This is a genomic window from Bartonella sp. AA2SXKL, from assembly GCF_042197205.1.
GTDB lineage: Bacteria > Pseudomonadota > Alphaproteobacteria > Rhizobiales > Rhizobiaceae > Bartonella.
Genome location: NZ_JBHIRN010000007.1, coordinates 115,637 through 121,636, shown reverse-complemented (window position 1 = coordinate 121,636; position 6,000 = coordinate 115,637). Strand labels below are relative to the sequence as shown.

Sequence of the window (6,000 nt, the reverse complement as noted above, 5' to 3'; positions counted from 1 at the left end):
AGAGAAGAACCTTGATGCTCAAAACTCTCTTCATTTTCTGTCTTTCCCTCACTCCCGTATATCGACACAAAGCCCTTGCCTGATCCCACACCAAAACCTGTTTCATGGGTCTCTGAATGGCTTTTATGATGATCTGTCATGCCATCAATCGTCACACTTTCTCCGCTCACATTGATATCTTGACCGGAAAGCAGATGAGAAGCAGAAATCTTGGCTTCTCCTTGTGCGTCTAACACGATGTTGCCCGTCGCCCCAAGGATAGAGGAGACCGTTGTGGTATGCGATTGAGATGTATCGGACGATTCCTCATGCAAAAAGCCACTTGATGACGATTGTGCTTGCTGGTCCAAGTGTTCTTGGGCGCCTTTGATAGTAATCTTTCCCCCAGAGTGAATGGTAATATCCGCTTGTTTCTGTTCTCCTGGTGCTTTCTCTCCTGACGTTTCCTCTGCCTTACCGGCTACGAGCGTCGAGGCTACAACTTCCGTGTTGTTTCCGGAATCAATGGCAATGCCTTCACCCCCTGTTATGCTTGACCCCACAACTTGGCGCACATCCATCTTGTTATGCTCAGATTTACTGCTACTAAACACCCCACCCTCTTTGTGATACGACATCTCATAATGTAAGCTATCCTCTGCATTATTGATGAGAATATCGTTGCTGGCTTTCAGCCCTACCTTGCCATCAGCCGCAATGGAACTACCTGTGATGCTAAGATCATGCGGTTTGCCATCCTGCCCTGCAATGACAGTGGTATCACCTCCCGATTTTATCGAAGAGCCAACGGCATGAGAGGCTTGCATATCCACTTTCGTGTTTTTGGTGCGAAGATGATACTCCATCTCATCGTTTCTCACCCCTATTGTTACCTCCCCTTGGGCGCCAAGAGCAACATTACCCTTGGCATCTATATCGGAAGCAGCCATATGGATATCGCCACCCGATAGAACAGTGGTCTCTTTTCCAGAACTTAAATGAGAGCCATTGTGCACGGCGACATGAAAGGTTTGATCCCCGCGATGACTATTGGTACTGTTGCGTGTGGCATCAATCGAAACATTCCTCTCAGCTTGCAAGAGAAGTTTATCCTTTGTTTGAACATCAGAGCCTAAAATATTCAAATCTTTTCCAAAGACATAAGTGAGATTGATGTACTTTGAAAAATATTTATTTAAAAAAAATGTGTGAATACACAACAACAAGTATATTCCGTTTAGGGCGTTCTGTTTTGCATGAGGAGTATGATCCCATTAAAAATGAAGAGATTAAGAGGAATAAAATAGAGAGATAATAAAATAAAGGCCCCGTTAAACGAGGCCTTAGTATTTTTTGTGCTGATAATTTCATTTTTACGAAATTAGAATTTGTAAGCGACACCTACACGGAAGTCATTGGTTTTGTAGTTGAATTCACGTGTATCGTTGGCGAATTTCTTTTTACCAAAATCGGAGTAACGGTATTCAGCACGTAAAAGAACGTTGTCTGTCATTGCAAAGTCAACTCCACCACCAATAGTGAAACCAAGCATTGTCTTCGTGTCATCAGCCCAAGTGCCACCAGTCAAATCTATGGCTTGCTTAGCCCCTGCCTCTGGCACTTTTCCATCCCCGCCAGCTTTCTGCTCAACTTTAGCTCTCTCTCCTTTTCCTGCAACGGATTGAATGCCCTGCACCTGCGCATAGGCAATACCACCAGCAACATAAGGCATAATACGGTCAACAGCAGCAAAACCGATACGGACACGTGTCGCACCAGACCATTTTTCTTTGTAACTGTGCGTTTCTGTTACCTTGTCACCGTTTTCAAACCGTTGCTGACCTTTTAATTCAACCTTAGCTTTTTCAAGGGCATCATTAAAATTTGCTGCATCTTTTTCAGTAAGGGTCAATTCACGGGCTTTTTTTGATTCTTCACGGTCTGCCCAAACTGCATCGGTTTCAACACCGAGAACGAGACCATTTCCGAGGTCTACGTTAGATCCGGCATAAATGCCACCCATGAAACCAGAAGGACTAGGTGTGTTATCTTTTTTGAAAAGTTCTTTGTCTGCTCCTAGAATAGTTACTTTAGTTTTACTCGAAAAGTTGCCAACTTGACCACCAAGATAAAAACCTGTCCAAGAAAACGAAGGGGCTGCTGCGATAACTGCTGGGGCTGTTTCACGAGAGATGATAATATCAGCAGCTTGTGCTGCAGAAACTGAAATTAAAGCGGCAATAGAAGTTGCTATTAAAGATTTTGTATTCATAATTTTGCTCCTAAATTAACTATAAAACGACCTTACAAGATTATAAATAGAAAAGCTGTAGTAAAAATGTCACAATCACACAAATAAACCCCAGAAAACAGCGGTTTTGTAAAAGTCAAGATCTCTTGAAAATTTAACTTTTTATTAATACTTTTTATTCATAATTGCACTTTTGATGAAATTAGAACTTGTAAGCGATACTTACACGAAAGTCATTGGTTGTGTAGCCTAGTTTAAGGTAATCCTTTTTATATTCCTTCTTACCAAAGTCTGAGTACCGGTACTCCGCACGAAGCAGAACATGATCTGTCATCGCCAAATCTATACCACCACCAAGGGTGAAACCCTCCATCGTTTTTATTTTATCAAATACTGTAGCAGAAACTTCTTTACTTGGCTTACCCATTTGCCAATTTTTTTGTTCCTGAAACTTTACCAACACCCTGTATTTGCGCATAAGCAATACCATGAGCCACATAAGGCATAATACTGTCAGCGATGGAAAAACCAACACGAACCCGTGTTGCACCAGACCATTTTCTTTGAAACCAATGCAATACACTGCTGTGTCACCCTTTTGAAACTTTTCATCTAATGTGACACCAGCATCTTTAAATTCATCATTAAAATCATCAATCGTAAGAATCTTTGAGACCGTCTTCGTCTCTCCTCAGTCTGCCCAGACTGTATCAGTTTCAACACCTAGAATGAGGACATTTCCAAGATCTACGTTGGAACCTAAATAAATACCACTTATGAAACCGGAAGGCATAGGTAGTGCATCTTTATCTGAAGTTTTTTCTTTTGTCTCAAAATCAAATACATAAACTTTGACTTGAAAAGTTGCCAACTTAACTACCAAGATAAAAACCTGTCTAAGAAAACGAAAGAGCTATGATAACTGTTGGAGCTGTTTTACGAGGAATGACAATATCAGCAGCTTGTGCCGCAGAAGCTGTAGTCATAGCGATAACAAAAGTTGTTACTAAAGATTTTGTATTCGTAAACTTTGCGCCTCATTTATTTAGAGGATAATGCTACAAGATTACATAAAGAAAAGCTGTCGTAAAAAATAATACAGTCATAGAAAATGGAGGATGCGCTCAAAACAAAATCGCTGCATGACTTTACAACGCTATTAACTTCACTCCGTACGAGAATTCGTAAGTTAACTTATCGATTTTGAATGTAATTCTTGTCTGTCGTTTATGAAAATATTTTTATATCTCCAATAAATATGGAGTGAGTAATAATATAACAACAGAAAAGAATAGAGGCCCTGTCTTTGACAGAGCCTCTTGGAAGTTTATTTCGTTGTTTACGAAATTAGAATTTGTAAGCAACACCTACACGGAAATCATTGGTTTTGTATGCTAATTTATCCCCGTCCTTTACAAATGCTTTTTTACCATAGTCTGAGTAACGATATTCTGCACGCAATAGAACATTGTCTGTCATTGCAAAATCAATACCACCACCTACAGTGAAACCAACCATCGTTTTCGTTTCATCAAACACTTTAGCAGAAGCGATTTCGGCACCTTCAGCTGTCGCTGCCTTAAGAGAATCAACCACTTGCAGCTGCGTATAAGCAATACCACCAGCAACATAAGGCATAATGCGATCAACTGCTGCAAAACCAACACGAACGCGTGTTGCACCAGACCATTTTTCTTTTATAGAGGTGCTATCTATACGTTTGTCAGTCGCCACGATACCAGCAATAGTTTTTCCTGTAGCAGGTGTAGCTTTCGCTGCTATAAGCTCATCTTTGAAAGCATCAAGGCCAATTGCTCCAATGACTGCTGAATGCGCTTTTGAATCTTCGCGGTCAGCCCAGACTGCATCGGTTTCAACACCTAGAATGAGGCCATTACCAAGATCTACGTTGGAACCTACATAAATACCACCCATGAAACCGGAAGGCTTAGGTGTCCAGTCTTTATCTGTAATTTTCTTTTTTGTTTCTGAATCAACTACATCAACTTTACCTGAAAAGTTACCAACTTGACCACCGATATAAAAGCCTGTCCAAGAAAATGAAGGGGCTGCTGCGATGACTGCTGGGGCTGTTTCACGAGGGATGATAACATCAGCAGCTTGCGCTGCAGAAGCTGCTGCTATAGCGATAACAGAAGTTGTTACTAAAGATTTTATATTCATAAACTTTGCTCCTAATTTATTTATGAGCACAGTGCTACAAGATTACAGAAAGAAAAGCTGTAGTAAAAATGATACAGTCACAGAAAATGGAGGGCACATCCCAGACAAAATCGCTTCATAGCTTGATTTTGTACGAGAAACCTAAAGATATATATATAAATAACTTATTGGTTTTTAAATGTAATTCTTGTTTATTGTCTATGATTTTTTTAAGAAAACCTGAATAATATCTTTTCACATCCACAATAAATTATGTATTGTGTGATAATATGGCAACAGAAAATAACAGAGGCTCTGTCAAAGACAGAGCCTCTGTTATTTAACTTATCATCTGTTAAAATTTGTAAGCAACACCAACACGGAAATCATTGGTTTTGTAAGAAGTCTCATATTTATCATTTGAGAATTTCTTTTTCCCAAAATCTGAGTAACGATATTCCGCACGTACAATAATATTATTGGTCATTGCTAAATCAACACCAGCACCAAGGGTGTAACCAACAAGGGTCTTTGTTTCATCAGACAGAGTACCAGAAGCGATTACTTTGTCTGAATCTTTATCTGTTATTGAAATCAACGCACTATCTTGAAGCTGTGTATAAGCGATACCACCAGCAACATAAGGCATAATGCGTTCAGCTGCAAAACCAATACGCACGCGCGTTGCACCAGCCCACTTTTCTTTAAAAGTGAAACTGTGGGTTCGTTTAGCACCAGGTTTAAGCACATCTTTACCAATATTAATTGCAGCGTCTTTTAATACCTTGTTAATATAATTGATGTGTTCTGGGGCAATGACATATGTTTTTCCTGTCTTCGTGTCATCTTTATTAGACCACATGATATCTGTATCAACACCTAGAATAAGGCCATTACCAAGATCAACGTTGGAACCTGCATAAAGCCCCCCCATGAAACCAGATAGTTTAGGCAAAAGGTCATCAGGCGCTGGAATCTTGTTTCCATTACTGAGAATATCCATTTTCGTTTTACCCGAAAAACCACCAATCTGGCCCCCAACATAAAAACCTGTCCAAGAAAAAGTTGGAGCAACAATAACGGGAGCAACAGGTGTTGGTCTTGGGGGAACAATAACATCTGCTGCTTGTGCTGCTGAAGCTGAAACAAAAGCGAAAGCAGAAGCTGTTATTAACCATTTCATATTCATATTTTCTCTCCATAGCTGAATATTTATTTGAACACACCGTTTCATATAGAGCCCCATCTTCAGATATCTGTAGCAAAAATGATACACTTATAAAAAAAACAAAAAGCCAATCAAAGTACCCTTAATTGCTTGATCTGTAATAAATGAGAATAAAACTATGCCCATGCACAAATGATCTCTTTTTCTCACATTTGCTCTCCTTTATAAATTTTGTAAAAAAACTGCGTCACAGTACCCTCCGTGTAAAGCGTATGCTATTGGAATGAAAATGTAATATATTGATTTATAATGAAAAAAATATCTTTTATATTAATTCGTCTGCAATATTGACGATGCTTTTATCTTAAGCCTTTTTATATTAAAGCCCCCCAGCACCTCACAAACAAGCAAGTGTGTGAATAAATAAAACTATTTAAAA

General features: G+C 39.4%; 6 protein-coding genes and 1 pseudogene. All 7 read right to left on the bottom strand.

The genetic code is table 11. From position 1 onward, the window contains the following. Positions 1-1,145 (bottom strand): annotated as a pseudogene (locus ACFINS_RS06165) (hemagglutinin repeat-containing protein); the annotation flags it as partial. A 215-nt stretch (positions 1,146-1,360) separates the two neighbouring features. Then, positions 1,361-2,251: an outer membrane protein gene (locus tag ACFINS_RS06160; protein ID WP_375705986.1), complete on the bottom strand. Its 891-nt coding sequence runs from the start codon at positions 2,249-2,251 to the stop codon at positions 1,361-1,363. A 181-nt stretch (positions 2,252-2,432) separates the two neighbouring features. Further along, the gene (locus ACFINS_RS06155) at positions 2,433-2,657 is read right to left on the bottom strand and encodes an outer membrane protein (protein WP_375650798.1); all 225 of its coding nucleotides are present in this window, start codon (positions 2,655-2,657) and stop codon (positions 2,433-2,435) included. After that, the gene (locus tag ACFINS_RS06150) at positions 2,650-2,808 is read right to left on the bottom strand and encodes a hypothetical protein (RefSeq protein ID WP_375650801.1); all 159 of its coding nucleotides are present in this window, start codon (positions 2,806-2,808) and stop codon (positions 2,650-2,652) included. Before ACFINS_RS06150 ends, ACFINS_RS06155 begins: the two co-directional genes overlap by 8 nt. Positions 2,809-2,921: 113 nt before the next feature. Next, positions 2,922-3,113: a hypothetical protein gene (locus ACFINS_RS06145; protein WP_375650803.1), complete on the bottom strand. Its 192-nt coding sequence runs from the start codon at positions 3,111-3,113 to the stop codon at positions 2,922-2,924. 464 nt (positions 3,114-3,577) lie between these two features. Next, complete coding sequence (locus ACFINS_RS06140) at positions 3,578-4,414, bottom strand: porin (RefSeq protein ID WP_375650808.1); 837 nt, start codon at positions 4,412-4,414, stop codon at positions 3,578-3,580. A gap of 334 nt (positions 4,415-4,748) precedes the next feature. Further along, positions 4,749-5,582, bottom strand: coding sequence for an outer membrane protein (locus tag ACFINS_RS06135; protein WP_375650926.1), 834 nt, complete (start codon positions 5,580-5,582; stop codon positions 4,749-4,751). Between the last annotated feature and the right edge of the window lie 418 nt (positions 5,583-6,000).

Bases quoted from the DNA above. Each gene is read 5' to 3' on its own strand.
- ACFINS_RS06155 (WP_375650798.1), bottom strand. From the start codon at position 2,657: ATGGGTAAGCCAAGTAAAGAAGTTTCTGCTACAGTATTTGATAAAATA.
- ACFINS_RS06140 (WP_375650808.1), bottom strand. From the start codon at position 4,414: ATGAATATAAAATCTTTAGTAACAACTTCTGTTATCGCTATAGCAGCA.
- ACFINS_RS06135 (WP_375650926.1), bottom strand. From the start codon at position 5,582: ATGAATATGAAATGGTTAATAACAGCTTCTGCTTTCGCTTTTGTTTCA.
- ACFINS_RS06160 (WP_375705986.1), bottom strand. From the start codon at position 2,251: ATGAATACAAAATCTTTAATAGCAACTTCTATTGCCGCTTTAATTTCA.